Source organism: Micromonospora sp. WMMD987 (assembly GCF_029581435.1).
Classification (GTDB): Bacteria; Actinomycetota; Actinomycetes; order Mycobacteriales; family Micromonosporaceae; genus Micromonospora; species Micromonospora rifamycinica.
The window spans coordinates 4,065,995-4,092,000 of record NZ_CP120861.1 but is presented as its reverse complement, the minus strand read 5'-3'; the positions used below and the strand labels follow the sequence as shown (position 1 = coordinate 4,092,000).

22 protein-coding genes and 1 riboswitch are annotated in these 26,006 nt (G+C 75.1%); of the genes, 7 read left to right on the top strand and 15 right to left on the bottom strand.

The window, feature by feature from the left end; translation table 11 throughout:
• Positions 1–16 precede the first annotated feature (16 nt).
• The 9 genes from O7612_RS17265 to O7612_RS17225 all read right to left on the bottom strand — a co-directional run bounded on the left by O7612_RS17265 (position 17) and on the right by O7612_RS17225 (position 7,755).
• A complete protein-coding gene (locus O7612_RS17265; protein ID WP_282265539.1) occupies positions 17–634 on the bottom strand; it encodes a histidine phosphatase family protein in 618 nt (205 codons plus the stop codon).
• A complete protein-coding gene (locus O7612_RS17260; RefSeq protein WP_282265537.1) occupies positions 631–1,425 on the bottom strand; it encodes a CbtA family protein in 795 nt (264 codons plus the stop codon). Before O7612_RS17260 ends, O7612_RS17265 begins: the two co-directional genes overlap by 4 nt.
• Positions 1,416–1,619: a CbtB-domain containing protein gene (locus O7612_RS17255; protein WP_282265534.1), complete on the bottom strand. Its 204-nt coding sequence runs from the start codon at positions 1,617–1,619 to the stop codon at positions 1,416–1,418. The genes O7612_RS17260 and O7612_RS17255 overlap by 10 nt, the downstream gene beginning before the upstream one ends.
• 60 nt (positions 1,620–1,679) lie before the next feature.
• Positions 1,680–1,748: riboswitch (cobalamin riboswitch) on the bottom strand.
• A gap of 212 nt (positions 1,749–1,960) precedes the next feature.
• Positions 1,961–3,430, bottom strand: coding sequence for a PepSY domain-containing protein (locus O7612_RS17250; protein WP_348774234.1), 1,470 nt, complete (start codon positions 3,428–3,430; stop codon positions 1,961–1,963).
• 279 nt (positions 3,431–3,709) lie between these two features.
• On the bottom strand, positions 3,710–4,291 hold the full coding sequence (locus O7612_RS17245) for a copper resistance CopC family protein (RefSeq protein WP_282265532.1): 582 nt from the start codon (positions 4,289–4,291) through the stop codon (positions 3,710–3,712).
• A 19-nt stretch (positions 4,292–4,310) separates the two neighbouring features.
• Positions 4,311–5,522 carry a Dyp-type peroxidase gene (locus O7612_RS17240; RefSeq protein ID WP_282273944.1) on the bottom strand — a complete coding sequence of 404 codons (1,212 nt, stop codon included), beginning with the start codon at positions 5,520–5,522 and terminating at the stop codon, positions 4,311–4,313.
• A 23-nt stretch (positions 5,523–5,545) separates the two neighbouring features.
• Positions 5,546–6,142, bottom strand: a complete 597-nt coding sequence (locus O7612_RS17235; RefSeq protein WP_282265530.1) for a copper chaperone PCu(A)C — start codon at positions 6,140–6,142, stop codon at positions 5,546–5,548.
• Between the two features lie 109 nt (positions 6,143–6,251).
• Entirely contained in the window at positions 6,252–7,109 is an 858-nt protein-coding gene (locus O7612_RS17230; RefSeq protein WP_282265528.1) for a zf-HC2 domain-containing protein, read from the bottom strand.
• A 76-nt stretch (positions 7,110–7,185) separates the two neighbouring features.
• Positions 7,186–7,755 carry a sigma-70 family RNA polymerase sigma factor gene (locus O7612_RS17225; RefSeq protein ID WP_282265525.1) on the bottom strand — a complete coding sequence of 190 codons (570 nt, stop codon included), beginning with the start codon at positions 7,753–7,755 and terminating at the stop codon, positions 7,186–7,188.
• A 325-nt stretch (positions 7,756–8,080) separates the two neighbouring features.
• On the opposite strand from O7612_RS17225, the gene O7612_RS17220 reads away from it, so the two are divergent.
• Both O7612_RS17220 and pdxY read left to right on the top strand, forming a co-directional pair.
• Entirely contained in the window at positions 8,081–10,234 is a 2,154-nt protein-coding gene (locus O7612_RS17220; protein WP_282265522.1) for a copper resistance protein CopC, read from the top strand.
• Between the two features lie 194 nt (positions 10,235–10,428).
• Positions 10,429–11,280 carry a pyridoxal kinase PdxY gene (pdxY, locus tag O7612_RS17215; RefSeq protein WP_282265520.1) on the top strand — a complete coding sequence of 284 codons (852 nt, stop codon included), beginning with the start codon at positions 10,429–10,431 and terminating at the stop codon, positions 11,278–11,280.
• 46 nt (positions 11,281–11,326) lie between these two features.
• Here pdxY and O7612_RS17210 read toward each other — a convergent pair whose 3' ends face one another.
• Complete coding sequence (locus O7612_RS17210; protein WP_282265518.1) at positions 11,327–12,721, bottom strand: PLP-dependent aminotransferase family protein; 1,395 nt, start codon at positions 12,719–12,721, stop codon at positions 11,327–11,329.
• Between the two features lie 22 nt (positions 12,722–12,743).
• Here O7612_RS17210 and O7612_RS17205 point away from each other — a divergent pair, with 22 nt between their 5' ends.
• Positions 12,744–13,754, top strand: a complete 1,011-nt coding sequence (locus O7612_RS17205; protein ID WP_282265516.1) for a DMT family transporter — start codon at positions 12,744–12,746, stop codon at positions 13,752–13,754.
• An 18-nt stretch (positions 13,755–13,772) separates the two neighbouring features.
• On the opposite strand, the gene O7612_RS17200 is transcribed toward O7612_RS17205, so the two are convergent.
• The 3 genes from O7612_RS17200 to O7612_RS17190 form a co-directional block, all read right to left on the bottom strand.
• The gene (locus O7612_RS17200) at positions 13,773–14,768 is read right to left on the bottom strand and encodes a DUF817 domain-containing protein (RefSeq protein WP_348774233.1); all 996 of its coding nucleotides are present in this window, start codon (positions 14,766–14,768) and stop codon (positions 13,773–13,775) included.
• Positions 14,769–14,811: 43 nt separating this feature from the next.
• On the bottom strand, positions 14,812–15,297 hold the full coding sequence (locus tag O7612_RS17195) for a hypothetical protein (protein ID WP_282265514.1): 486 nt from the start codon (positions 15,295–15,297) through the stop codon (positions 14,812–14,814).
• A gap of 1,174 nt (positions 15,298–16,471) precedes the next feature.
• A complete protein-coding gene (locus tag O7612_RS17190) occupies positions 16,472–16,852 on the bottom strand; it encodes a hypothetical protein (RefSeq protein ID WP_282265513.1) in 381 nt (126 codons plus the stop codon).
• A gap of 109 nt (positions 16,853–16,961) precedes the next feature.
• On the opposite strand from O7612_RS17190, the gene O7612_RS17185 reads away from it, so the two are divergent.
• Complete coding sequence (locus O7612_RS17185) at positions 16,962–17,723, top strand: hypothetical protein (protein ID WP_282265511.1); 762 nt, start codon at positions 16,962–16,964, stop codon at positions 17,721–17,723.
• On the opposite strand, the gene O7612_RS17180 is transcribed toward O7612_RS17185, so the two are convergent.
• Positions 17,666–19,729: a hypothetical protein gene (locus O7612_RS17180; RefSeq protein ID WP_282265510.1), complete on the bottom strand. Its 2,064-nt coding sequence runs from the start codon at positions 19,727–19,729 to the stop codon at positions 17,666–17,668. The genes O7612_RS17185 and O7612_RS17180 overlap by 58 nt on opposite strands.
• Positions 19,730–20,068: 339 nt before the next feature.
• On the opposite strand from O7612_RS17180, the gene O7612_RS17175 reads away from it, so the two are divergent.
• Entirely contained in the window at positions 20,069–21,565 is a 1,497-nt protein-coding gene (locus O7612_RS17175; protein WP_282265508.1) for a S8 family serine peptidase, read from the top strand.
• Between the two features lie 133 nt (positions 21,566–21,698).
• On the opposite strand, the gene O7612_RS17170 is transcribed toward O7612_RS17175, so the two are convergent.
• Entirely contained in the window at positions 21,699–23,276 is a 1,578-nt protein-coding gene (locus O7612_RS17170; protein ID WP_282265505.1) for a ricin-type beta-trefoil lectin domain protein, read from the bottom strand.
• Positions 23,277–23,512: 236 nt separating this feature from the next.
• Here O7612_RS17170 and O7612_RS17165 point away from each other — a divergent pair, with 236 nt between their 5' ends.
• Positions 23,513–25,138 (top strand): beta-1,3-glucanase family protein, encoded by a 1,626-nt coding sequence (locus O7612_RS17165; RefSeq protein ID WP_282265503.1) that lies wholly within the window; start codon positions 23,513–23,515, stop codon positions 25,136–25,138.
• Positions 25,139–25,359: 221 nt separating this feature from the next.
• A complete protein-coding gene (locus O7612_RS17160; RefSeq protein WP_282265501.1) occupies positions 25,360–25,914 on the top strand; it encodes a sigma-70 family RNA polymerase sigma factor in 555 nt (184 codons plus the stop codon).
• The last annotated feature ends 92 nt before the right edge of the window (positions 25,915–26,006 follow it).

Below are 26,006 nucleotides of genomic sequence, written 5' to 3'. Positions count from 1 at the left end.
TCGGCGGCCCCGGTGATCACCCTGGCGGGCGGCGCTGCGAATCCGGTCCGACCTGCGGCGCGGTGAACTGGAGCTGCCACCGGGAGCCGTGCCGACTGAGCCGCACCACCGCCAGCGGGGCGACGTCCAGCCGGATCAGCGCGGCCGTCGGAAGCCGCAGCGCGTGCACGACCGCCACCCGGACCACCATCGGATGGGTCACCGCGACGGTCCGCACACCCGGGGCGAGCCGATCGTCGAGCCAGCCCCCGACACGGTCGCGCAGGGCGGCGAGGGACTCTCCGCCGTGCGGTGCCGCCTCGGGGTCCTCGAACCACTGCCGCAACGCCTCGGGCTCCCGCGCCCCCACGTCCGCCAGGCTCCGCCCGGCCCAGGCGGCGTAGTCGCCGTCCGCCAACGCGGCCTCGACGGTGGGGAGCAGCCCGATGGCGTACGCGGTCTGCACCGCCGCCGTCGCCGGGCTGGTCAGACAGAGGTCCACCCTGCCCAGGGGGGTGCGCCGGTCGGGGCCGACGAGGGCGAGGGCGGCCTGCCGGCCGCCCTCGTCCAGGTCGTCGTCACCCGCGCCGAACACCGCCCGCCGTAGGGCGCCGGTGTGCGCGTGGGCGACCAGCCGCAGGCTGGTCGCGCTCACGGGTGAGCCGGTGTTCCCTGACCGATCGCCGGCTCGCCCCGGCGGTCACCGCGCCGTCCGCCCCGACTCATCAGGGCGCTGAACAGCAGGCCGATCGCGGCCCAGAGCACCACCTGGGTGCCGAGGGAGGCCAACCGGAAGTTCCACAGCAGGGTCGCCGGGAAGTCGTCCGGAACCTCCTGGAACGACGGCAGGACGACGTAGCCGACGACGGTGACCAGGAGGAACCCGCCGGTGCCGGCACCGAGCCGTTGCCACAGCGGTGCGTCGGCGCGCACCGACCGGTAGCCGAGGGTGCCCGCCCAGACCGCCACCAGACCGAGGACCACCAGCGCCAGGTAGGCGACGGTGCGTTGGTCGATGGTGTCCGGGTCGCCGACCGCCGGGGGGTTGGCCGGGTACTTCAGGAACGGCACGAGCACCGCGCCGAGCAGGGCGCCGCCGGCGAGCAGCAGCACCGACCGGCCGTCGTCCGTGGTCCGCAGGCGACGGCGCAGCAGCACGTACCCGGTCGCCAACAGGCCGCCCATCGCGGCTCCGAACAGCCCGGTGGCCAGGAACAGGCCGGCCCGCTGCCCGTCCCGACCGACCAGGTCGTCCGCGTGGTGGTCGTCGGCCACCGGCCCGGTGTGAGCGGCCGACTCCTCGATCGCGATGGCCGCCTCGATGCGCGGTTCACCGACGAGAAAGCCGAACGCCCCGGCGAGCAGGCCGGCGACGAGACCGGCGAGCAGACCGCGGAGCAGGACGGTGACGAACGTGGGGGGATGGTCGGTGGTGTTCAGTGGCACGGGACACCGAGCAGGTGCCGGCCGTCGTGCATGAGTTCGTGCAGGTACATGCCGCTGCGCGAAACCGCGCCCTGGTCGAAGGCGACCAGGTAGGTGAGCAGGAGGAGGACGCCGACGACGAGCAGGGCCGCCCCCCACAGGCGGGCGGAGCCGACCGGGTGCACCAACGGCTGGGCGGGAGTGGAACTCGACATGGGACACGAACCTTCCCGGGGATGACGCGTCCCCATCGCAAGGCTGCGGACGACCGAGCGTCCTGGCTCGCGGACCCGTCGACGACGGGACCGCTCACAGTGGCGCGACCGCGCCGGAATCTCACCGGCTTACCTCGCGACGCCGCAGATAGTGGATCGACCGTAACGGCGCGACCCCCGACTGGTCAATCGTCACCGCGTCGAAGGTGAGCCGACCGGTCGGGATCCGGCGACGCGGTGGGTCGACCGCCCGCGTCCGGCGGCCCGTCGCGGGGCGGCCGGACGCGGGTATGGGTGACCGGCCGGCGGGTGCCGGTGCGGTGGCCGGACGCGGGTATGGGTCACCGGCCGGCGGGTGCCGGTGCGGTGGCCGGACGGCGTCGTCGGGAGACCGCGCCCAGGACGGTGTCGACGACGAGGAAGGCGAGCAGGGTGATCCCGAACAGGGGCAGCGCCCAGCCGACCGCTGCCGTCACCGGCACGCCGACGAGCAGGACCCGGCGCGGTAGGCCACGGACGCCGCCCCGGGCCGGTGGGGTGCCGGCGAGAGCGCGCCGGTCGCTGCGGGTGGGTCGACGTTGCCACCACATGCGGTAGCCCCAGACGATGACGCAGAGCAGCCCGAGGGCCAGCGCGGCGAGCAGGACCTGGTTGACCGGGCCGAAGAGGACACCCATGTGGGCCTGGATGCCGAGGCCGCTGAGCTGGGCCAGCAGCGGCCAGTCGGCGAAGTCGCTGCGGGCGGTGACCGTGCCCGTGGCGGGGTCGACGGCGACCCGGTCCTTCGCGACCGGCCAGGTGTTGTCGACCTGGGTGACCGTCCAGGCCGAGCCCGGCTCGGTGGCCGGGGCGATCTCGACCGGGCCGGCCAGCCCGGCCGTCCGGGCGGCGGTCAGCACCCGGTCGAAGGCGGCCGACTCGACCACTGCGCCCCCTGTGGACATGCCGTGATGGCCGCCGCCGGTGTCGGTCGGGTTGCCCGGCGTGGCGGTGAGGGCGGTGGCGAGCTGCGGGGCGCGGGCGTCGAGCGAGTCGAGGCCGGCACCGAAGTTCGCCCCGGCGTACCGGGACCAGGTCAACCCGGTCGCCGAGAGGAACAGCAGACCGACGGTGAGCCACACCCCGAGGGTGGCGTGCCAGCCCCGGGTCCGGCGGACGCCCCGGGCGGCGGACAGGTCCGGCACGAGCAGATGCCGGACGGTGGCCCGGGAGGCGCGGCGGCGACGCCACCACAGCACGACCCCGCCCAGCGCGACGACCCACAACCAGCTCGCGGCCAGCTCCGAGTAGTGCCGGCCCACCACCCCCAGGTGCAGGTTGCGGTGCAGGTCGTCCAGCCAGGTGGTGGCCGGCGTGGAGCCGAACCAGGTGGTCAACTGCCCCTGCACCCGTGCCGTGTACGGGTCGACGTACACGGTGTGCTGCTTCTCCCCGTACTCCGGTGCCGAGAACACCACCCGCGTGGTCCGGTCGCCCGTACCGGGCTGCACCGAGGTGACGCTGCCCTCGGGGTGGGCGTTGCGCGCCGCCCCGACCTGGTCGGCCACCGGTAGCGGCCGCTCACCCACCTCGGTGACCGTCAACCGGTCGCCGTAGAGCACCCCGTCCACCTGCGGGGCCACCGTGTAGGCCAACCCGGTCAACGCGGCGACCAGCAGGAAGGGCGCGACCAGCACCCCCGCGTAGAAGTGCAGCCGCAGCAGCAGCGCGCCGAACGGGGAACCGCCACGGGCCGGTCGGGTGGGCGGGTCGGCGGGTGGCGCGGGTTCCGGCCTCGGCGGGCCGGACAACTCAGTGACAGACATACTCATCCGATCGGAATAGTCGAGATGGACCTGCTGGTCGCCCCGTGCCCGCGGGGGTGGATCGGTGTGCGTGGCGCCGGCGTCGCCCGATGAGATAGTCGGAGCGGCCGCCCCCACGGTTCCCGGGAATATCCCGACGGGCACCGAAGCCGGTCGGCGCGGGTACCCACGCCAGACCGGTGCCGGAACGCCGTCGGCACCGGTGACCGGCGGTGGCCGTGGCTGCCGGCGGTCACCGTGGGGTCGACACCGGACGGTCCGGTCCCGTCGTCCCGGGGTCCGCCCTCAGCGGCGCGGCGACCGGCGTCGCCAGCGGAACACACCGACGGCCAGGATGAGGACGACCGCCGTGCCGCCGGCCACGCCCAGGACGGTGCCCCGGCCACCGCCGTCCCCGCCGTCCCCGGCCGGGACGGCGGCGACGGCCGGGGAGGCCGGCCCGGTGGTGGGCGCGGCGGTCGGCGCGGCAGCGCCGGCGGGGTCGGCCACGGTGAACGGGTACGACCCCTGCACCGGGTGCCCGTCGGCGGACACCACCCGGTACGCCACGGTGTACGTCCCGTTGGGCAGGGTGCCGGTCAGCTGGACGGTGCTCTTCGTCCCGGTGACCACCGGATCGCCGGTGGGGACGCGCCGTTTCGTCCCGTCGGTGAGCACGATGGTGGTGAAGGCCGGGTCCAGCCGGGCCAGGAATTCGAGCGTGATCTCGGTGGGCGCGCTGGGCAGCGTCGCCTCCCGGGCCGGGGAGGCCGAGGTGAGGCTGTTGTGCGCCCGGGCCGGTGTCGCGGCGACGAGCAGCGCCAGCCCGGCGGCCAGCAGCGCGGCGGCGAACCGGACGACGGCGGAACGGCGGGACGAGGTGATCATGATGCTCCGTCGGGCCGGCTCATCCGAGCACCTGTTGGCCGATCCAGCCGTCCGGGGGGCAGCCGGGCGGGACGGCGAAGACGGCGGAGCCGATCGGGGTGGTCCACTCGTTGAGCAGGTCCCGGTCGGCGAGCCGGCGTTGGATGGGCAGGAACTGCGCGGTGATGTCGGCCTGGTAGGCGGCGAAGATCAGTCCACTGTCGGCGTGCCCCTGCGCGGTGGGTGTGCCGTCGTAGTTGTAGGGCCGGCGCAGGATCTTCAGGCGGTCGTCGGTGACGTGCGCCCGGGTGAGGTGGGAGAAGTCGGGGATGACGGTGAGACCGTCCTCGCCGGTGGCGGCGAAGTCGGGTTCGTCGTGCTCGGCGGTGCCGGTGAGCGGGGCGCCGGTGTCGAGGCGACGGCCGACGGCGAGTTCCCGGTCGGTGCGACCGAGCAGGTCCCAGGTCTCCAGGTTCATGCTGATCCGGCGTACCACCAGGGTGGTGCTGTCCTTGAGCCAGGCCGGGCCGTCGGGAACCCAGACGGCGGTGTCCACGGGCGGGCCGGGGCGCGGGTTGGCGGTGCCGTCGAGTTGGCCGAACAGGTTGCGTTGGGTGTGACCGGCGGGCTCGACGCCGGGGCTGCGCCGGAAGCCCTGCTGCACCCAGCGGACGGTGGCGAAGGGCCGGCTGTCCTTGATCAGCACCCGTTGGGCGTGGGCGACGGTGACCGCGTCGTCGGCGCAGATCTGCAGGAGGAGGTCGCCGCCGTTCCAGGCCGGCTGGAGCCGGTCGACACGGAACGCGGGCAGGTCGACCACCGACGGCGGCCGGCGGTCGTCGAGCCCGGCGGCCCGGTACAGGCCGGGGCCGAAACCGAAGGTCACGGTGAGTCGGGCGGGCAGCAGGCCGAGTTCCGCCTCGGTGTCGGCCAACGCGGGCCGACCCTGGGTGAGCCGGGCCGCGTCGTCGCTGAGCAGCCGCAGCAACCGGCCCAGCGCCGCCCGGTCGGTTCCCGGCCGCAGGGTGAACGCGACGAACGCGCCGTGGGCCTGTGGCTCGGTGGTCACCCCGGCCTGGCGGGGGCCGTGGAACGGCTCGACCAGCGCGCCGACGGCCGCCACCGGACTCGGCCCGGCCACCGCCGGCCGACCAGCGGCACCCCGGTCACCGGCGGTGGCGACCACCGTCCCGCCGGCCACCGCGCCCCCCGCGGCCAACGCCCCGCCGGCGAGCAGACCCCGCCGGCTCACCGCCCGCGCGGGCGGAGTCGTGGTCACGACGCCGGACTCGTCGTCGGCTGCCCGCTCATGCTCGGCATGGGAGCGCCGTGGCCGGGGGCGTAGCTCTCCTGTGCGCCGGTGAACGGCTTCGCCACGGCGGTGAACTGCTCGGTCCGACCGTCACCGAAGGTGAGGGTCACGGTGAGGGCGTCACCGGCCCGCACCGGCTGGCGGAGGTCCATCAGCATCAGGTGGTCGCCACCGGGTTCCAGGACATGGGTGCCCCTCGCCTTGATCACGATGCCACCCTCCTTCTGCCGCATGACCATCTTTCCGTCCTTCATGGTCATCTCGTGCAGCTCCATCGGCGACACCGAGGTGGTCGCGCCGGTCACCGTCACGTCGGTGTCGCCGCCGTTGACCAGGGTCGCGAAGGCCGCCGTCATCCCCTTGTCGGCCGCCTTGACCCACGGGTCACGAATCTCGACCGCCCCGGCGGCCGTGCTCGCCGAGGCCGGGCCGCCCGGCTGCGGGCCCGCAGCCGGGTCGGCCGGGCCACAGCCGGCGATGCCGAGCGCCAGCAGCGCTGCGGTGGTGGCGAGGACGACGGACGGGCGTCGGTGTGAGCCGAGCGGGCCGGTGGGGCGCATGGGTTCTTCCTCCGTTGTGCTGATGTTCTGTCCCGTTGGTCGGGCACCGGGCACCGAAAGTTCCGGCCGGTCGGGATCGTCTTCCGTCGGCTGTCCGGGCGGCGTCCGGTCAGGCCGCCGACCGGTCGCGGACCCGGGCCGAACCCGGATGGGGCGGCAACAGCCGTAGCGTCGGCGTGGCGGTGGGTACGTCGTGCGCGGGCAGCCGCCAGGCGGGACGGTCGTGGCGGTCGCGTCCCGCCGGACCGTCCGGTCGCAGCCGGGGCCGGGACAGGCCGACCACGATCAGGTAACCGGTGACCAGGAAGCCGTGACTGACCAGCCGGGCCGGCTCCACCCGGCCGGTGACCAGGTCGTTGGCCGAGAGCAGCACCAGCGCCCCGACGAAGGCGCTCAGGGTCGGCAGGAGCCCGCCGGTCGGGGTGCGTCGGGTCGCGACGACGAGGAAGCCGGCGCCGACGGCGATGTTCCAGGCTGCGGACTCGTGCCACAGGTGTCCGGACGCCAGCGCGTCGAGTGCGCCATGGGCGTGGCCGACCGCCGGACCCCGACCGACCTGGGCCAGCCCCAGCACCAGTTGCAGGGCGCCGATGAGGGCCAGCCCGGCGCGCAGGGCGACCACGATCCGGTTGCGGAGCCGGCGGGGCGCGGGGAGCGTGGCCAGGACGACGTCGCAGAGGTCGGAGCCGGGACCGCCGACCGTCGGGTGCCGCCGGTCGGGGCCGGGGGTCGCCGCCGTGCGGGGCTGCCGGCCGGGTCCGGGGGCGACTGTCGTGCGGCGCTGCCGGTCGGGGCCGGGGGTGGACAGGGTCAGCCGGGACCGTCTGGTCACCGTCGCGGCCCGGTCGCACCACTCCCGGCAGCCCACGCACCGGTCCAGGTGGGCGTCGGCCGCGATCCGCTCGGCGGGGGTCTCCTCGCCGTCCAGCTGCGCCGACAGGATCTCACGCCACTGCTCACACCCCATGTACCGGTAGTCGGATCGCAGGGCGTCGTGGTTCCCGCAGCCTTCCCCGGCTCGCCGTGACGGCCCAGGTCAGCGGTCAGCCGGCGGCGCTTCCGGGCCGGCGGCGGATCGCCTGGGGGTTGCCGTCGACCGCCGCGACGAGGTCTTCCCGGGCCCGTGCGACCCGGGACCGGATGGTGCCGACCGGGCAGCCGCACACCTCGGCCGCCTCGGCGTAGGACAGGCCGAGGACCTGGGTGGCGACGAACGCCTCCCGACGGTCGGCGGGCAGGGCGAGCAGCAGGTCGTTGAGGACCACCTCGCCGTCGAAGCCGCTGCCCCGGGCGTCCGGGGCGTCGTGCCACTCGGACAGCGGCACCGTACGCGGGCGCGACGTGGCGGCCCGGACGTGGTCGACGGCGGTGCGGCGGGCGATGCCGAGCAGCCAGGTCCGGGCCGACGACCGGGCGGCGAACGACGGCAGTGACCGCATCGCCCGCAGGTACGTCTCCTGGGTGAGGTCGTCGGCCTCGGCGGGACTGATCAGGTGGGCGACGAACCGCCGTACGTGCTGCTGGGTCGCCCGGATGAAGCGGGCCGCGGCCTCCCGGTCACCCCGACCCGCGGCCAGCGCCCACGCGGTGACCTCCGCGTCGTCGTCGCTCACCTGCCACCTCCGTGTCCGGTCCTGCCGCTCGCCGTGGCCGTCGTCGTCCGTCCCACGGTAACGACGGGGTGTAGTAGGTCCCGGGTGAGCGTACGGCATACCCGGCGTCACCCCCGCCCACTGGTACGGACGCGAGGCGTCGACGGATCACCCGTCCCGGGCGGAAACGGAGGCTCACCGTGACCCGGCGAGTACGGGTGGAGAGCCGTGGCCGAGTTTTGATCATCCTGATCCGAGGTTGGGATGCTGTAGCCAAAACTTTTGCCATCTGCGTAAAAAGTTAGTGAACTATTGATTGAAGTCGGCTCTTCGTGAGGATGATCCGATGCGCTGTTCCCCTCCGGCCGCCGGACCCGCCGGACGTGCCCTCGCCGGCCTGCTCGCCCTCGTGTTCGCCGCGGCGGTGGTGCTGCTTCCCACCGGCCCGGCGCAGGCGCACGGCACGCTGGCGATGTCCACCCCGGCGGCCAACGCCACGGTGGCCGAGCCGCTGACCGAAGTGGAGCTGTACTTCACCGAGCAGGTCGCGGCGAACGCGTACTTCACTGTCACCGCACCCGGCGGCGGTCGGGTCGACAACGGCTGGCGGCAGGGCTCACCCCGGCCCCTGGACAAGCCGGTCCGGGAGTACCTGCTGGTCGACGGGAAGTTCGAGCCCAAGGAGTACAGCACCGGCTTCCCGGCGGTGGTGACGCTGGCCCACCTGCCGGCGGCGGGACAGTACGCGGTGAGCTACCTGTCGGTGGCCTCCGACGGCGAGCCGGTCCGGGGCACCATGACCTTCCGCTACACCGGACGCGCGACCACGGCGCCGCAGGGCTGGCAGCCGCCGGTCGACCAGCCGGACCCGGCGCTGGTGGCCGCCGCCGAACAGCACGCCACCTCCGGCCATACCGGCGGTTCGGCGGCCTCCGCGGTGCCGACCGCCCCCGTGACCGCGGTGGCCCCGGCCGCCCCACCGGCCGCCGCCCCCGACGACGAGGGCGGCCTCGGCTGGCTGGCCTGGGCCGGCGGTGCGGTGCTGGTCGCGGCCGCGGTCGGCTTCGCTGCGTGGCGACGTCGCCCGGTTCCGGCCACCCGGCCCGCCGGTCGCTCGGCCGGCCGACCGCGCGCCCGGGGAACGGCCGGCCGGTCCGGCGCCGGTGCCAACCGGTCGAAGGCGACGGACGCCGGCAGGAAGGCGAACCGTCCCGTCGCCGCCCGTCGTGCGGTGGTCACCGCACCGGTGACCACACCCGCCAGGGCACAGGCGGCCTCCGCCAGGACCGGGGCGGTACCGGCCAGGACGAAGGCGAACCGGGCCACGGCCGACGCGACGCCCGTGACGGTGCGGGTGGCACCGGTCACCGCCGGGACGGCACCGGCCGAGGGGGCCACCGGCACCGACGGGACGGCACCCGACAAGCGGATCCCCGGCACCGGCGGGACGGCACCGGGCGAGGCGATCTCCGGCACCGGCGGGTCGGCATCCGGCGGGTCGGCACCCGACGTGACGGCGTCCGGCGTCGACGGGGAGCCGGCCGCAGCGGCCGGGGCCGCGTCGACCGCCGGGGCCCGACTGGGTAACACGGGTCTCGCATTGCTGGTCGGAGGACTGGTGGTGGCCCTGCTGGCCGGCTTCGGGCTCGGCCGGATCGGCTCCGGCACCCGACCGGCCGGCAGCACCACCACCGTCGCGCCGCCGGCCACCGGCGCCGGGTTGTCGGCGGCGGACGGGCACCAGCACGGGCCCGGCACCGGGGCGCACACCCACCCCGGCGACGCCGGTGGGGCGCAGGCGCAGGTGACCGGGCTGTCGGTCAACGCCGGTGGCTACACCGTGCAGCCGACGGCCCGCACCCAGCCGGCGGGCGTACGGGCCGACTACCGGTTCCGGATCGTCGGCGCGGACGGGCAGGCGGCCACCCGGTTCGCGGTCGTGCACGACAAGCCGCTGCACCTCGTCGTGGTGGGGCGGGACCTGAGCGGCTACCAGCATCTGCACCCGACGATGGCGGCGGACGGCACCTGGAGCGTCCCGCTGACGCTGGCCCGCCCCGGCGGCTACCGGATCTACGCCGACTTCTCGGTGACCGGTGCCGACGGCGCTACGGTGCCGCTGGTCCTGGGCGTCGACCACCAGGTGCCCGGCGCGCACACCCCGGTCCCGCTGCCGCCGGCCGCGTCGCAGTCGACGGCCGGGCCGTTCACGGTGACGATGGGGGGCACGCCCACGGTGGGCGTGACGGTGCCGCTGTCCTTCCGCCCCGACGGTGTCGACCCGGCCCGTCTGGAGCGCTACCTGGGGGCGTACGGGCACCTGGTGGTGGTACGCGAGGGCGACCTGGGCTACGTGCACGTCCACCCGGACCAGGAACTGGTGGACGGGACGGTGCGGTTCTGGCTGACCGCCCCGAGCACCGGCCGGTACCGGGCGTTCTTCGACTTTCAGATCGACGGGAAGGTGCACACCGCGCAGTACACCCTCGACCTGGGCTGAGGGCCGGCTCCGGCGACCGGTCCCAGGGGTTCCCGGGACGGCGCGCACCGCGCGGGCCGCCCCGGGAGGCAGGGCCGGAGGCGGACCGCCGGGACCGTCCGTGGGCAGGGCCGGGGGACGACCCGGCGGGGTCGTCCGGGGCGAATCGGTGGGCCCGTACCCGGGGTGTCGGCGGGAGCGGCCATGATGGGCCGGTGAAGATCCTGTCCATCCAGTCCTCGGTCGCCTATGGCCACGTCGGCAACTCGGCGGCCGTGTTCCCCCTCCAGCGCCTCGGGCACGAGGTCTGGCCGGTGCTCACCGTGCACTTCTCCAACCACACCGGGTACGGCGCGTGGCGCGGGCCGCTGCTGGCCCCGGCCGACGTGGCGGAGGTGATCGAGGGCATCGCCGACCGTGGGGTCCTCGGCACCGCCGACGCGGTGCTGTCGGGCTACCAGGGCGACCCGGCGATGGGCGCGGTGATCCTCGCCGCGGCCGACCGGGTACGGGCGGCCAACCCGGACGCGGTGTACTGCTGCGACCCGGTGATGGGCGACACCGGCCGGGGGATGTTCGTCCGGCCCGGCATCCCGGAGTACCTGCGCGACGTGGTGGTCCCGCGCGCCGACATCATCACCCCGAACCACTTCGAGCTGGACTTCCTCGCCGGTCGGACGACCACCTCGCTGGCCGCCGTGCTGGACGCCGTCGACGTGGTCCGCGCGACCGGGCCGCGCGACGTCCTGGTGACCAGCGTGCTGCACGACGACGCGCCGGCCGGCTCGCTGGAGGTGATGGCCGTCTCGGACGCGGGCGCCTGGGCGGTGACCACGCCACTGCTGCCGATCAACCCCAACGGCGGTGGCGACGTGACCGCGGCGCTCTACCTCGCCCACCTGCGCACGACGGGCTCACCCGCGACGGCGCTGGAACGCACCGTCGCCTCGGTCTTCACCGTGCTGGAGCGGACCCTTGCGGCGGGCACCCGGGAGATCCAGCTGGTCGCCGCGCAGGACGCGATCGCCGATCCGCCGGCCCGGTTCGCCGCGCGCCGGTTGCGCTGACCGGGCCGGTCGGCCGTGCCACCCGCGGCGGCCGCGCCCGGTGGGCTCAACCGGCGCGCAGGGCACGGGCGAGCCGGCGCACGGCCTCGTCCATCAGGTCGGGCGGGGCGGACGCGTAGCTCAGGCGCAGGTGCGCAGCCGGCGGCTCGGCGGCGTACCAGGGGCGGCCGGGGAAGACGGTGACACCTTCCGCGGCGGCCGCGGCGGCCGCCGCGACGTCGTCGGTCCCCTCCGGTAGGCGGACCCACAGGTGCAGGCCGCCGCGCGGGACCGGCTGCCCGGCGAGCGCGGGCAGGTGCCGGCGCAGCGCGGTGAGCAACGCCTCGCGGCGGGCGCGCAGCGCGGTACGCAGGGTGCGTCGGTGCCGCTCCCAGGCCGGGCCGCTGACGAACTCCATGGTGGCCTGTTGCAGCGGTCCGGCGACGAAGAAGTCGTCGAGCAGTCTCGCCGCCCGCAACCGGAGACCGGCCGGGCCGCGGGCGCCGATCGCGGCGATCCGCAGCCCGGGAGCGGCGGACTTGGTCAGCGACCGCAGGTAGACGACGTGTCCGTCGGGGTCGTCGGTGGCCAGCGGCGGCGGGGGCGGCCCGTCGATGGTGAGATCACGGGCGTAGTCGTCCTCGATCAGGAACGCCCCAGCGTCGCGGACCGCCTCGGCCACCCCGGCCCGACGACGCGCCGCGAGCGTCGCGCCGTGCGGGTTGGCGTACAGCGGCTGGCAGTAGAACAACCGCGCACCGGTCCGGGCGAACGCGGCGGCGAGCTGGTCGGGCCGTACCCCGTCGGGGTCGGTGGGCACCGGCACCACCCGCAGCCCGGCGGCCCGGGCCGCGGCCAGCGCGCCCAGGTAGGTCGGTGACTCGACGAGCAGGGTGTCGCCGGGCGCGGCGAGGGCGCGCAGCGCCGACGACAGGGCGGCCTGGCCACCGGAGCAGATCACCATGTCGTCGGCGCGCAGGCCACCCCCGGCCTCCCGGGCGAACCAGGCGCGCAGATCGGCCCGGCCCTGTGCCGGATCGCGCTGCCAGGAGGCGGGTTGCCGGGCGGCGCGGGTGAGCGCCGCGCCGAGCGCGGCAGCGGGCTGGAGCTCGGCGTCCAGGTAGCCGCCGGACAGGGGGATCGCCCCGGCGGGCGGCAGCGCCAGCAGTGCCCGCATCTCGTCCTCACCGGGCCGGCGGGGACCGAGCGCCACGGTCTGCCAGGACAGGTCGGCGACGGGAGCCGGCCGGGGCGGGATGGCCACGAAGGTGCCCCGGCCGGCGCGGGCCTCGATCAGCCCCTCGGCGACCAGGTGGCGGACGGCGGCGGCGACGGTGACGGGGGAGGCGTGGTGCCGGGCGGTCAGCTCGCGGACCGACGGCAGCCGGGCGCCGGGAGCCGCGCCGGCCGCCGAACGGCGCAGGTCTTGGATAACACGGTCGACAGCGTTATCGTCTTCCATGAGAGCCGAGAGTAACGCTACTGTGCCCGCCACGGTAACGGCCGACCGGTCGGCCGGCCTCGTCCTGGGCGCGCTGGGCGTGTGCGCCTTCAGCATGTCGCTGCCGGCCACCCGGGTCGCGGTGCAGCAGCTCGACCCGTGGTTCGTCGCCTTCGGCCGGGCCGTCGGCGCGGCGCTGCTGGCCTGGGCGTACCTCCGGTTCACCGGCACCCCGCCGCCCACCCGTGCCCAGCGACGGCGACTGGCGGTCGTCGCCCTCGGCGTGGTGGTCGGCTTCCCGCTGTTCACCTCGCTGGCGCTGCTCGACCAGACCGCCGCGCACGGTGCGGTCGTCGTCACCGTGCTGCCGGCCGTCACCGCCGTGTTCGCGGTGCTGCGCAGCGGGGAACGTCCGCCGCCGCTGTTCTGGATCGCCAGCGGCGGCGGGCTGCTGACCGTGCTGGTCTTCCTCACCGTCGGGGGCGTGGTGCGCGGTGCGCCGTCCCCGTCGGACCTGTTCCTGCTCGTCGCGGTCCTGCTCTGCGGCCTCGGATACGCCGAGGGCGGCGCGCTCGCCCGCGAACTGGGCGGTGCCCGGACGATCTGCTGGGCGCTGCGCTACGCGTTGCCGGTCACCGTGCCGGTCACCCTGGTCACCGTCGTGGCCCGTCCGCCGCGGGCCGACGCCGTCGCCTGGTCGGCATTCGGCTACCTGACCGTGGTCTCCATGTTCCTGGGCTTCTTCGCCTGGTACGCGGGGCTGGCCCGGGGTGGCATCGCCCGGGTCGGCCAGCTCCAGCTTGCCCAGCCGGTGCTCACCCTGCTCTGGTCGGCGCTGCTGCTCGCAGAACGCGTCCCGGCCGGCTCGCTGGGCGCGGCCCTGCTGGTGCTGGTGAGCGTCGTGCTGATCCAGCGCACCCGGGACCGGGCCGTGCCACCGCTCCCGGCCCCGCACCCGGATCCGCATCTGCTCCCCTTCCCTGACCCGCGCCCGGCCCTGCACCCGTTCCCGGCCCCGGCCCCGCATCCGGAACGCGATTCCACCCGGGGGTAGTCCCGGGCGGGGTTCCCGTCAGCCGCCGGTGGGTCGCGTCGGACCGGAACGGGACGACGGGAACGCGCCTCCCGGTGACGGTGGTGCCGCTGTCGTCTCCGGCGGCGGGGTCGTCCCCGCCGCCGGTCGGAGTTCCGGTGACTGCGGTTTCTCCGGCGGCTGTGGTGGCGAGACCCAGGTGACCAGCACCACCGAAATGATCATGAGGAGGAACCACGAGGCGAGCTTGGTCGGCGACACGGGATCCCAACCGGCGACCTGGCCGGGGTAGAGCCACGCCTGTGACCAGGTGGCGATGTTCTCCGCCAGCCAGATGAAGAAGGCGACCAGGAGGAAGGCCACCGGTAGCGGCATGCGCAGCCGGTGCCGGAAGACCCGGAAGTGCATCACGCAGCGGCCGAAAACCGCCGCGACGGCGGCGATGAGCAGCCATCTGACGTCCGGCAGATAGTGGTTGGTGAAGAAGTTGACGTAGATCGCGGTGGCCAGGACGGCCGTCACCCAGCGCCGGGGATAGCGGGTGAAGCGCAGGTCGAACAGGCGGTTGACCCGGACCAGGTAGGAGCCGACCGCGGCGTACATGAAGCCACTGAACAGCGGCACCGCGCCGAGCCGCAGCACCCCCTCCGGGGCGTAGGACCACGAGCCGACGTGCGTCTTGAACAACTCCATGGCCGTCCCGACCAGATGGAACAGGACCACCACCCGCAGCTCGCGCAGCGTCTCCAGCCGGCCGGCCAGCATGGCCACCTGGAGGGCGACCGCGGCGACGGTCAGCAGGTCGTTGCGGGCGAGGGCGGCGTCCGGCGGATACCAGAGCCGGGCCGCCAGGATGACGGCCAGCATCGCCCCGCCGAACACACAGGCCCAGGCCTGCTTGAGCCCGAAGGCCAGGAACTCGGTCAGCCAGCCGGCCGGCCCGTGGCGGGGCAACCGGGCGAGGACCGCGCGCAGGCGGACGTCGATCGCGCGTTCCGCCGTGGTCAGGGGGGTCGGTCCGGGTACCGGGGGCATCGGTGGCGACGCTACCGTGTCCCGGGCCGGCGGCTGCCGACGGTCAGGGGGACGTCGAGAGCGCGCTGATCAGGCCCAGGCCCCCACAGCAGAGCAGACCCACCACGGGCAGCACGACGAGCGCGATGCTGTAGTTGGACCACATGCCGAACTTCGTCACGTCGGTGCCGTGTCCGTCACGGACCCGGTTGCGCCAACCGCCGAAGTTGAACGCCAGCGGGTACACCACCCCGGGCTGGACGGTCAGCGCGGTGGTGACGATGGGGATACCCATGAAATCGGTGTAGCGGACGTCGTGCGACCCGGCCGGGACGGCCACGTACCAGGTGCCCTCACCGGGGATCGAGACCAGCCGGCCGTCGATCTTGAAGCGGCTGGTGGTCGGGACGGGCACCAGGTACGGCCCCCGGTTGACCGAGACGACGAGCACCGCGTGCCCGGGTGGCGGCGGGACCGGCTGCGGGTAGGCGATCATCGGCGTGACGCCGCCGGGAGCGGAGGGGTACGACTGCTGAGGGGGATACGACACCGGCACATCCTGGCACGGCCCCTGGTCACGGTTCACGCCGCCGCCCTCCGCCCGGCGCGGAGGGGACGCGTCGGCGGACGAACCGCCCGCGACGGCAGGTCGGTGCCGCTCGGGTTGAACCGTCGGCACCCCGGTTCGTAGAAGGGGGCCGGGACGGGAGGATGTCGGTGCGACCGAGGGTGTGGAAAGCGATGGTGGGGATGCGGCGAGCCTTTGTCATGGTGCTGTTGGTCGGGATCGCGCTGGTCGTACCGGCGGGACCGGCCGGTGCGGTGCCCGCCGAGACCGGTCGGTACTACGTGGTCGGACCCCCGGTCGACGGGCAACGGGAGTACCTCTACGCCATCGCGCTGCGCACCCTCGGTAACGGCAACCGGTTCCGGGAGATCGTCGACCTCAACGTGGGACGGGTGCAACCGGACGGTGAGACGTTCACCGACGGCGTGGTCCTGCGCCCCGGCTGGCGGCTCGTGCTGCCCCGGGACGCGAAGGGCCAGGGGGTACGGATCGGACGCCTGCCGCAGGTCGCTTCACGCCCACCGAGCCCACCGAGCCCGAGCGCACGGGCCTCTACCCCGTCCCGCCCCAGCGCGACGCCCCGGACGGCGGCCCCGTCCACGACGGTCGCGTCCCGTCCCGCCGCCACCCCGGCGCAGGCGGGCACCCGGGCGGTCGGGCGCCCTCCCGACGCCCCCCAGTCGACCGGCCCGTTGAGCCCCCTGCTGATCCGGGCCGGCGCCGGGATACTGGCGGTGTTCTTCGCCGCCGTCGCCGTCATGCTGCTGCGTCGCGGCGGGGGCCGCCGGGTGGTGCTGGAGGACGACGGACCCTGGCCGCCGTCGCGGCACCACACCCCGACCCCCGCCGAACTCGCCGCCGGTCCGGCGACCGACCGTCCGGAGCCGCCACCGGCACCGGCGACGCTGCCAGCCCCACCGCCACCGGCCGTCCTGCCCGCACCACCGCCACCGGCCGTCCTGCCGCTGCCGGCCCGGCCGACCCGCCCGCTGCCCGCGCCGGTGACCCGGCCGGCACCGCCGCCGCGACCGGCACCGCCGCCGCGACCGGCACCGCCGCCGCGACCGGCACCGCCGCCGCGACCGGCACCGGTGCCGCCCGCAGCTGCGCCACCACAGCCGTCACCGTCGCCGGTGTTGCCCGCGGTTGCGCCGTCTCAAGCGTCACCGTCACCGGTGCCGCCCGCACCCGCCGCTGCGCCGTCACCGTCGCCGGACGTGCCGGCACCGGCATCGGCGGTGGTACCAGCACCAGAATCGGCGGCGGTACCGGTACCGGCACCGGCACCGCAGACGATGCCGTCGTCGAGCCGGCCAGCTCCGTCGTCGAGCCCACCGGCTCCGCAGGCGTCGCCGCCGTCGGGTCCGCCGCCACCGGCACCCGGCATCCGGCCGGCGTCGGCGGCACCGGCACCGGCGGGGAGCGCGGAGACGGAGCCGACCGAATCCGCGACCGCCGCCTCGTCGCCGGCCCCGGTCCGGCCGCCGAAGCCGGTCTGGCCGCCCCGGACACCCCAGTCGGCACCGCCCCGACCCACCGCGGTCGACGCGGCACCGCCTCCGACCGCTCCGGCTCCGACCGCGGCGGAGGTCGTACCAGCGGCGGCTCCGATCGCGGGGGAGGTCGTACCAGCACCGGCTCCGGCCGTGGCGGAGGTCGTGCCAGCGGCGGCCCCGATCGCGGGGGAGATCGTGCCAGCGGCGGCACCGGCCCCACCGGTGGGGCCGGCCCGGGACGTCGCGCCGGTGGGGTCGGAACCGGCCCGGTCGGCGACCGCGGCCCCGGCCACGCCCGCCGGACCCGAGCTGCCCCGACCGGCGGTGCCGAGCGGGAACGACGTCCCCTACCTGCACACCGAGTTGGAGACCGAGCTGGGGGCGATCCGGGTCAGGCTGGTCGGGGTGGCGGCGGGCCGGGGCGCCCCCGCCTACGCCTGGCTCGGCCCGGACGAGGCGGCGCCACCGGCGAGCCTGCCGTTGGTGCTGGGGCACCGGGGGCCGTGGCGGCTGCACGTCGACCTGGGGCGGGCACCGGACGTGCTGACCCTGGTCGGTGACACCGAGGACTGCCGGCACACCGCCGCCCTCTTCGCCCGGCAGTTGCGCGCCGCCGGGATCGGCGTGGCCACGGTGGGCGGGGTGCTCGGCGGGCAGGCCCCGGAGGGCTGCCGGTCCCTGCCGGGACTGCCGGCCGCCCCCGCTCCCGGTGCGGATCCGCCCCCGCCGTACGTGGTGTTCACCGCGGGTCTGGCCGCCACGGAACTGGCCGGGGCGCGTCGGCTCGCCACCGACACCGGTGGGCGGTGCGTGCCGGTGGTGATCGGGCCGGTGCCCGCCGGACGGTGGTCGGTTCAGGTGGACCCGGTCGACGGGCGCGGGTCGGCGGCCCGGCCGGGTACGGCGGACTGAAGGCCGGCGACGGCGGACGGCAGCGGCCCGGGAGCCACCTCCGGGATCCGCTGCCAACCGCCCGCCTCCGCGCGGAAGGCGCGCTGCACCACGATCCGGTCGTACGACCGGCTGCCGAGGACCAGCGGTACGCCGGCCCGGTGCAGCCGCTCCACCCTGGTCCGCACCAGGCGCAGCCCGGACAGCGCGGTGTGGGTGGCGTCGACGTCGACGGTGCGGCCGGCCGGCACCCGTACCTCCAGCAGCAGTCGGCCCGGCCGGGCCACGGGCCGCTGCTGGTAGAGCGGTAGCCAGCCCCGGGGCAGCCCCCGTGACCGCGCCGGCAGCAGGGCGTACGCCTGGCGGGTGCCGAAGCCCGGCCAGCGGCGCACGTCGTGGGGCAGCCCGGCGAGCGACCGGCTGGTCGGTGCGGAGCGGATCCGCAGCGGTCCCCCGGTGGTCTCCACGGTGGACCGCAGCAGCCCGAAGCCCTCGCAGCGGAACGCGCCCAGCACCCGTACCCGGTCGAGTCGGGCCGCCGGCAGCAGATAGGTGTCGGGACCACCCAGGACGTGCTTGAACCGGGCCGGGACGTGTGACCGCAACACCCCTGTCGGGATGGCTCCCCCCGGCCCGATCCGGACCCGCAGCAGGTCGCTGCCGGTCGGCGCGGACCGGGGATCGAGGAAGGCGGCCAGGAACAGCTCGACGCTCGGCACGCCCTCGGCGACCGCGCCGGCGGGATCGCCCTCGGTGAGGACGAACGCCTCGAACGCCTCGGCGTTGACCTGCTGGCCCCCCCGCAACCAGGGCGGGCCGTAGCCCGCCGTGCGGCGGCTCTCGGTGACCACGGTGGGCCGGTGGAGAGGGCCGGTGGGCTGCTCGGCCGCCGCACCCCCGGTGGGCGGGCCGTCGACCGCGGCGGACCCGACGGCGACACCACCGGGGGCCGGGGCGGGGAGCCCGGTACCGGTCGTCGGGTCGTCGGCGGCCGTGCCGTCGACCGCCGGGGAGGCGTCGCCCACGCTGGCGACGGCCGCCACCGCGATCCGCTGCCGCTCCCGGCGGGACACCAGCAGCCCCTCCGGGGTGGCGTCGAGGGTGGACGCGCCGTCGGCGTACCGCGGTCGGTGCGCCCGCCAGGCGGCGACCGCCCCGGCCGGGTCGAACGCGCGCAGGTCACGCCGGTCGTCGACCAGGTCGGCCCGGCCGCCGGCGGGTGGGGTCCAGACGGTGGCCCCGGTCGTCTCGGCCAGCTCGACCACCTGCGCGAGGAGTCGGGCCTGCTCGTCGGCGTCGGACGGCCAGGTCAGCCAGAGGCGCAGGTCGGCGCCGTAGAGCGGCAGGTCGCCGAGGAGCGCGGCGAGCTGGCCGCCGCCGTGCACGTCCTGGGTGCCGCTGTAGTCGCCGACCAGGAAGCCCCCGGAACGGGCCGTGACGGCCACCGTGACCACGCCGGTCGACGCGCCCAGCCGGTGCGCGGTGGCCCGCCTGGTCACGAAGTCGGCCCGGGTGGCGAGGGCGAGCCCGTCCGGCAGCGGCAGGCCGACCACCCCGGTACGGGGACGGACCAGACCGTCGTCCACCGCGAACCAGCCCGGCAGCGAGGTGGCGAGATCCGGTGGCTGGAGCACGAGCCAGTCCATCGGCTGGCGGGTCACCCGGTCCAACGGCACCGCGTCCAGGGGGGCGACGTCGGTGCCCGGTCGGGTGGTCCCGCCGGTGCTCCGGTCGGTGGCGTGCCGGATGTCGGAACCGTCCGGGCTGACCAGCACGTCGTGTCCGAGCAGTCCGGCCACCTCGGTGAACAGGTCGAGGTGCCGCGCCCCGTCGTCGGCGAGGATCCTCACGTCCTGGGCGGCGTCCCCGCCCCGCCGGACCAGGGTGGCGACGGCACGGGCGTCGAGCGGCCGGTCGGGGGCGGTGGGCACCACCAGCCGGCCGCCCGGCCCGGGGGCCAGCCAGAGGTCGAACAGCCCGGCGATCCGGCGGTGGCGGCGCGGGTCGAAGCGCCGGGTGGCCGGCACCCGGTCCAGACCGTGACCGCCCGCCGGCCCTATCGCCCGCCCAGACCCGTGCACCGTCGCCCCACTTCCGTCTCCACCGGCACGGGTCCGTCCGTGCCGCCCGCCCGCCCGCCGCCGCCGTCGACGGTGGACGCCCGTGCGCCTACCGGTCACCCGCTCCCGCCGAGGGGTACGGCCCGAGGAGATCTTCCCGTCATCAGCTGCCGGTACTCTCGGCTGACCTCATGACGAGGATCATGGAAATCTGGTTCAGATTGATTTGAACGGACCGGCCGCAGATCCGCAATAGACGGTGGAGGCCGGTGACGCTCGGCCATGGTGACTGAAGGGGGACACCCAGTGCTGGCGAAGCGCTCGATCCTTGCCCGCCTGCTCGCGGTGGCGATGGCCGGCTGCGTGCTGATGACGCTGACCGGGCCGGCGGTCGCGAAAGCCAAGAAAGACCCGCAGCCCTACGTGAAGTACTACGTGGTCGTGGCGCAGTACCAGGGTCAGCCGGAGAACCTGACGGAGATCGCGCGGCGGTTCCTCGGCAGCGGTGAACGGTCGGCGGAGATCTACCACCTCAACACCGGGCGGGTGCAGCCGGACGGTTCCCGGCTGACCGACCCGGGCCGGCTGAAGGCCGGGTGGCAGCTGGTGCTGCCCTGGGACGCCGCCGGTGCCGGGGTGACGTACGGCCAGCTCCCGACCGGGAAGAGCCCCACCCCGGGTGCCCGACCCACCGGGGCGACCGGTCCGGACCCCACCGGCAGCCCGAAGTCCAGCCCGAGCCCGAGCCCGACTCCGAGCCGGACCGGTGGTTCGCCCCGGCCGGGGGGTAGCGGTCCGAAGTGCACGGCCACCACCGCGTCGAGCAGCCGTTCGGACTGGGCGCAGCTGCGAATGGCCGCCGACAGCGCCTGGACCCTGACCCGGGGCAACGGGGTCAAGGTGGCCGTGGTCGACACCGGTGTCGACGCGACCGTCCAGCAGTTGAGCGGCCGGGTCGCGGTCGGCGCGGACGTGACCGTCGGCAACGGGCGCGGGGACACCGACTGCCTGGGCAGCGGCACCGCGATGGCGGGCATCATCGCCGGGGACAGCAGCGTCGACGGCAGTCCGGTCGGCATCGCCCCGGACGCCACCATCCTGCCCGTGCGGGTCGTCCGCGGCTCGGGTGCGGCCCGGCCGGGCGACGCGGCCAACGCCATCGAGGTGGCGGTCAGCGCGGGTGCCTCGGTCGTCGCGGTCGGGTCGCACGTCGATCTCACCGACCCGGCGGTGGCGACCTCGGTGGCCACCGCGCTCGACCACGACGTCCTGCTGGTGGCCGGTGCGCCGACCAGGGCGGTGCCGCCGCCGTCGCCCGCCGGCCGGTCGGGGGGAGGGGCGCTGCTGCTCACCGGCGGGGTCGGGGCCGGTGACCAGCTCGCCGAGCAGTACGCGGCGGGCGCGGTCGAGGTGGTCGCGCCCGGGGTGGACGTGGCGAGTCTCGGTGTCGGCGGCGGCCGGGCGGTCAGCAACACCGGCACCGAGTTCGCGGTGGCGTTCGTGGCCGGTCAGGCCGCCCTCATCCGGGCGGCCCAGCCCGACCTGACCGCCGCCCAGGTCAAGGAGCGGATCCGGGGGACCGCCGACGCGATAGGTACGGCGGCCCAGGACGACAGGTACGGCTCCGGCATGATCAACCCGGCTGCCTCGGTGTCGGTGGCGGTGGACGACCGCAACCAGGTGGCCAGTCAGCAGCAGGGCAACACCGGGGTGGCGCTCGCCGTCATCCTCGGTATCGCGCTGCTCTGCGGCGCCGGTGTCGTCTTCGGGCTCCGGCTGCGCCGCAACCGGTTCGGCGGCTGACCCTCGCCGCCCGGCCGCCGACCACGGGTCGGTGCCCGGTGCCCCTGTGCTGCCCGTGCGGCAGCCGGTCACCGGCCGGATGCCCGGTACCCCCGCGCTACGGGGGCACCGGGCATCCGGCCGTGGTGGTCGGTCAGCGCCGGGTGAAGGTCTGCTTCGGGTTGAACACGCAGATCCAGGACATCATCGGGGCGCCCACACCGTGGCCGTCGACGTCCAGGCACCGGTCGGTCTCCCGGTTGAACAGGGACGTGCGGTTGTTGTACGTGACCCACTCCCACTTCTGGGCCGGGTTGCCGCTGCACACGGCGACCTGCACCGGCGTGCCGTCCTTCTTCTCACCCCAGGCCACGTCGAGGCAGAGGCCGTTGGCCCGGACGCTGCCGTCGGAGCGGAAGTCCCACCACTGCGACTTCTCTTCCTGACACTTGCGCAGCACGGCGCGTACCCCGTCGCTGGTGCCGGCGGTGACGCACAGCCCGGTCTCCTTGCCGACGAGCTGCTTGGTGCCGGCCGGCCGGGTCGGTGCCGGCTTCGGCTTGGTGGCCGGCGTGCTCGCGGGGGTCGTCGTCGGGGCGGCCGGGGTGCCGCTGGGGGTGGCCGACGGTGTGCTGGTCGGCGTGGACGAGGGACGGGGAGACGGCGACGCCGCCGGCCGGAGCCGGCCGTCCAGGGCGTAGTAGTCGGTGTGGTCCCGGACGGTCCGCAGGAACGCCTGCGTCCCAGCGTCCAGCTCGCCACCGGTCTGCCGGACGGCGGCCGGACCGTTGCGGTACGCGGCCAGCGCCAGCAGCGACGGGTCACCCTCCAGCCCGGACAGTTCCCGGTGCAGGGCGCACAGGGCGGTGCCGACCGCCGGGATCGCCACCTGCGGATCCCAGGCCGAGGCGTCGGTCGGACCGTACGCCTGCCAGACCTCGGGGCGGAACTGCGCGATGCCCCGCTGACCCTCGGGGCCGAGCAGGTTGGCGTCGAAGCCGGACAGCGCCATCAGCTGCGCGGCGACCAGCGGGGGCGTGACCTCGGGGCAGACCGAGCCGGCCCGGACCACGAGCGCGGTGTACCCGCCGGGCACCGCCTTGGGTTGCTGGACGCCGCCGCTCGGGCGGGGCTGGCCGGAGCCGCCGAACGCGGTCAGCTTGCCGTAGTAGGCGGCGTACCCGCTGGCCTGGTCGACGTACTCGACGGCGTCGGCGGGCACCCCCTTGGCGTCGCGCACCTCGTCCAGGCCGGTGTGGAAGGCGGCCAGCGAGAGCCGCCAGGCCTCGCCCGGGACGTCCGCCAGCCGGACCTGGCCGTTGAGGTCGCACATCAGGTGGGCCAGGGCGAGGATGTTGGCGGCGGGGTCGGAACGTTCCGCACCCGGCCACGGCGCCCACGCCTTCCAGGCGGCGGCGTCGAGACCGGCGATGCCCTGGCCACCGGAGGCGGTCCGGGTGGCCCGGCCGTCCAACCCCGACTCGGCCATCAGCTGACCGGCCAGCCGGGCCGGGGTGAGCGTCGGGCAGGAACGGGCGGCGGCCGTGATGGTCGTCAGGTGCTCCTCCGAGACGGTCCGACCGGTCAGGTCGTCGTCCCGGGCGGAGGCCGCGCCCCAGCCGACGGCGGCCACCACCATGGACGACACGGCGAGGCCGGCGAGCACGGTGGCGGCGGTGCGACGGGGGATCGACCCCAGTCGGGAGCGTACGGAGGGATGATCGGATTTCACGGGAGGTGTCCCTTCCGGGGTGGCGACGTCACCGTCGTGACGGACGCGCGATGTCCTCGGTTCACCGGGCTCGGATCGGATCGGATGATTTTGGTCCGGTCGACATTGAACCGAGGCCGGTGGCGGGCCGTCAACGTGGCTACCGCCGGGCCGGGCCGTGGTCGTACCGGGTGCCGGCGGCGATGGCCGTGTCGTTGATCGGAGCTGTGATGGTGACTCGCCGCAGGATACTCGCCATGGGGTTGGGCGGTGCCGCCGCTGTCGGTGTGCCGCTGGTCGCGGCCCCGTTGATCTCCCGGGCGCGGGCCGCGGGTGGTCTGCCGTTGAACGTGGTGAACAGCACCGGCCGGTACGCCAACTCGGCGGTCCGGATGTACGTCGTGGGCACCGACCCGACGACCGGCGCGATGGGCTACGTCCGGGAGAGCGGACAGTTCACCCCGGCGGACCCGGCGCACAACGGGCCGGACGGCGCGGCCGACATCGGGGTGCCGCTGGCCGGGTCCGGGACGACCCGGTTCGTGCTGCCGATGATGTCGGGCCGGATCTACTTCGCCATCGACGGCCAGCTGCGGTTCACCGTGGTCACCGACGGCAACGGGCGGCCGGCGTTGCAGTACCCGGTCGGGTGGGTGGCCGACGACCCGAGCTTCGGGGTGCTGCACGACTGCTGCGAGTTCACCTACGACGAGAGCGGGATGTACTGCAACACCACCACCGTGGACATGTTCAGCATCCCGCTGTCGATCCGGCTGCTCGGCACCGCGGAGCAGGCCACCGGCAAGCTGGTCGACGGCGGCCGGGACGCGATCTTCGCCGAGCTGGCCCGCCAGCCCGGCTTCGAACGGCTGGTGGTCGGCGGGCTGCGGATCCTCGCGCCCGGTAAGGGCATCGAGACGGGCCGCTTCGACCCGGGGTACTACGACGGCTACATCGCCGAGACGTGGGACCGGTACAGCCGCACCGAGCTGCGCGTCGGCGACCACCGGGGGCGGGTGGTCGACGGACGGCTGGCCTTCGACGGCGGCGTACGGGCCTTCGACCGGCCCTCGACGCTGAACGTGTTCCACTGCGACGGGGCGCTCGCCGCGCCGAACGACAAGCACTCCGGGCCGGTGGCGGCGGTCCTCGGTGCCGGGTTCAACCGCTCGGTGCTCGACCAGCCCGACCAGCCGACCACCAACCGGGACGCCTATTACCAGCATCCGGTGACCAACCACTACTCCCGGGTGCTACACCGGCACAGCGCCGACGGCCGGGCGTACGGCTTCCCCTTCGACGACGTCGCCGGCCACGCGTCGTACCTCCAGGACGTCAGGCCGCAGGAGCTGACGATCACGCTGACCCCGTTCGGCGCCGGCCCCGGAGAGACCCCGCCGGACGGGGTCCGGTCCCCGGTGGTCGTCGAGCGGGCTCCGGTGGTCGTCGAGCCGGTCCCCGTCGTCGTCGGCGGGCAGCGGGGCGTGGGGCAGGAGATCGCGGCGGCGGGCTTCGACCGGCAGCAGGGCGTCCGGGTCGAACCGTCCAGTGAGGGCGGTGCCCACCTGGGGTTCCTCGCCCACGGCGACTGGGTCGGCTACCAGGGCGTCGACTTCGGCCGGGAGCCCGCGACGCAGTTCCAGCTCCGGGTGGCCTCCGGCGCCCCGGCGGGCGTCTCCGGCCTGATCGAGGTACGTCTCGACGCCCCGGGTCTGCCGCCGGTGGGCAGCATCGCGGTGGCCGGTACCGGTGGCTGGCAGAACTGGGTGACCGTGCCGGGGAACCTGGCCCCGGTGACCGGCGTGCACGACGTCTACCTGATCTTCGCCAGTGGACAGCCGGAGGAGTTCGTCAACGTCCGCTGGCTGCGGTTCAGCCGATGAGCCCGACCGCCCTCGCCGCCCGTACCGACCGCGCCGACCGGTGGGGCGGGGTGCCGGCCACCCCGGCCGGTAACCCGGGTCGCCGGCCGGACGGTCGACGGCCCGGTCAACCGTCCGATGAGCACGGTTATGCTCTCTTCCTAGGCGGGCTCGGCGTCGCGACGACGGCGCGGCCGTACGGGTGCGACCCGTACGTCAGGGGGAGGCGTTCTGTGTCGGCGGTGCCCAACGAAGCGCCCGGGGTCACCGGCGACGCGGCGGCCGAGCGGGCCGACCCCGAGGCGCTGATGCGCTGGATCCACGAGCAGTACCGGGGGCCGCTGCTGCGTTTCCTGACCCGGCTGGTGCTCGGGCGGCAGGAACTCGCCGAGGACCTGGTCCAGGAGACGTTCCTGCGCACCTGGCGGAACCTGCCGACCCTGGCGGAGGATCCGCGCCGGATCGCCCCGTGGCTCTACACGGTCGCCCGGCACGTGGCCATCGACGCGATGCGTGCCCGGCAGGCCCGCCCACCCGAGGTGGCCATCCCCGACCTCAACCGGCTCGCCTCGGCCGACGACGAGACGGACCGGGTGGTCAGCACCCACACGGTCCGGCTGGCGCTGCGACAGATCAAGCCGGAGCACCGCGAGGTGCTCGTCGAGATGTACTACAAGGGATCCTCGGTGGCCGAGGCCGCGCAGCGACTGGGAATCCCGGAGGGTACGGTAAAGTCCAGAACGTATTATGCGGTACGCGCGCTGCACGCAGCGATCGGCCCGACCGAGTCGTCCTGATGACGCGACGTGTCGATTTCCCGCTCGACCCTCCGGACGGCTGCCGTCCCGGGGGTCGTCACACCGTCAGCGGTGTCTCCGGGTCGAGAAGG

Bases quoted from the DNA above. Each gene is read 5' to 3' on its own strand.
- O7612_RS17220 (WP_282265522.1), top strand. From the start codon at position 8,081: ATGCGCTGTTCCCCTCCGGCCGCCGGACCCGCCGGACGTGCCCTCGCC.
- O7612_RS17250 (WP_348774234.1), bottom strand. From the start codon at position 3,430: ATGAGTATGTCTGTCACTGAGTTGTCCGGCCCGCCGAGGCCGGAACCC.
- O7612_RS17245 (WP_282265532.1), bottom strand. From the start codon at position 4,291: ATGATCACCTCGTCCCGCCGTTCCGCCGTCGTCCGGTTCGCCGCCGCG.
- O7612_RS17235 (WP_282265530.1), bottom strand. From the start codon at position 6,142: ATGCGCCCCACCGGCCCGCTCGGCTCACACCGACGCCCGTCCGTCGTC.
- O7612_RS17255 (WP_282265534.1), bottom strand. From the start codon at position 1,619: ATGTCGAGTTCCACTCCCGCCCAGCCGTTGGTGCACCCGGTCGGCTCC.
- O7612_RS17165 (WP_282265503.1), top strand. From the start codon at position 23,513: ATGGGGTTGGGCGGTGCCGCCGCTGTCGGTGTGCCGCTGGTCGCGGCC.
- O7612_RS17230 (WP_282265528.1), bottom strand. From the start codon at position 7,109: ATGGGGTGTGAGCAGTGGCGTGAGATCCTGTCGGCGCAGCTGGACGGC.
- O7612_RS17210 (WP_282265518.1), bottom strand. From the start codon at position 12,721: ATGGAAGACGATAACGCTGTCGACCGTGTTATCCAAGACCTGCGCCGT.
- O7612_RS17200 (WP_348774233.1), bottom strand. From the start codon at position 14,768: ATGCCCCCGGTACCCGGACCGACCCCCCTGACCACGGCGGAACGCGCG.